Raw genomic sequence first — 1141 nt, 5'->3', positions numbered from 1 at the left:
AATTTGTAGCTAATTAGGAATTACCAGACGAACGACTTAGGGCCATTTTGAATCTCGCTAACTACTTTCCCGTTCTGCTTTTCATCCTTGTAGGTATTGGGGTGGGTTTAGTCCCCATGTTCCTCGGAAAAATCTTGGCTCCTTCGAAGCCGGATGCTGAAAAACTGTCTCCCTATGAGTGTGGTTTTGAAGCTTTCGAAGATGCGCGTATGAAATTTGACGTGCGCTATTACCTCGTTGCCATCCTATTTATCTTATTTGACTTAGAAACCGCCTTCCTGTTCCCGTGGGGCGTTGCTTTACGTGACATTGGCTGGTTTGGCTACGCTTCCATGGTGATTTTCTTATTGGAATTCATTGTGGGCTTTGTGTACATCTGGAAAAAGGGCGCTCTCGACTGGGAGTGATCGATATGGCATTAGAAGGCGTTCTCAAAGAAGGATTTGTTACCACTACTGCAGACCAGTTAATTAACTGGACGCGTAATGGCTCTTTATGGCCAATGACTTTTGGCCTTGCTTGCTGTGCTGTAGAAATGATGCATGCAGGCGCATCCCGTTATGACTTGGATCGATTTGGTGTAGTTTTTCGCCCGTCTCCACGTCAATCAGACTTGATGATTGTGGCTGGTACTTTGTGTAACAAGATGGCTCCGGCTCTTCGTAAGGTCTATGACCAAATGCCTGAGCCACGTTGGGTAATCTCCATGGGTTCTTGTGCCAATGGTGGTGGTTATTACCATAACTCGTATTCAGTAGTTCGCGGTTGTGACCGTATCGTGCCAGTGGATATCTATGTTCCTGGTTGCCCCCCAACTGCAGAAGCGTTGATCTACGGAATCATTCAGTTGCAATCGAAAATCGCTCGTACTAGCACGATTGCGCGGAAGGCTTAAATCATGTCAGATCGTTTAGTTCAACTCGCCGCCAATCTAGAAAAAGTTTTAGGTAAGCGCGCTCAATCTATTGAAGTCGCCTTGGGCGAAGTTACTGTTGTCGTTAATGCGGATACCTATTTTGAATCCGCCATGTTGTTACGCGATGACCCTTCCTTGGCTTTTGAGCAATTGATTGATTTGTGCGGTGTAGATTATCAAGACTACCGTGAAGGGCAGTGGGGCGGTCAGCGCTTTGGCGTTGTT

At 46.5% G+C, this 1141-nt stretch carries 2 protein-coding genes and 1 pseudogene; all 3 read left to right on the top strand.

Annotation, left to right across the window (positions count from 1 at the left end; all coding sequences use genetic code 11):
- Positions 1–47 precede the first annotated feature (47 nt).
- Positions 48–407 carry an NADH-quinone oxidoreductase subunit A gene (locus B7Y67_RS18840; protein ID WP_215303332.1) on the top strand — a complete coding sequence of 120 codons (360 nt, stop codon included), beginning with the start codon at positions 48–50 and terminating at the stop codon, positions 405–407.
- A 5-nt stretch (positions 408–412) separates the two neighbouring features.
- Positions 413–895, top strand: coding sequence for an NADH-quinone oxidoreductase subunit B family protein (locus B7Y67_RS18835; protein WP_011902891.1), 483 nt, complete (start codon positions 413–415; stop codon positions 893–895).
- Positions 896–898: 3 nt separating this feature from the next.
- A pseudogene (locus tag B7Y67_RS18830) lies at positions 899–1141 on the top strand (NADH-quinone oxidoreductase subunit C); the annotation flags it as partial.

Source organism: Polynucleobacter sp. 35-46-11 (assembly GCF_002281105.1).
This window is presented reverse-complemented; position numbering and strand designations above follow the sequence as displayed.

Bases quoted from the DNA above. Each gene is read 5' to 3' on its own strand.
- B7Y67_RS18835 (WP_011902891.1), top strand. From the start codon at position 413: ATGGCATTAGAAGGCGTTCTCAAAGAAGGATTTGTTACCACTACTGCA.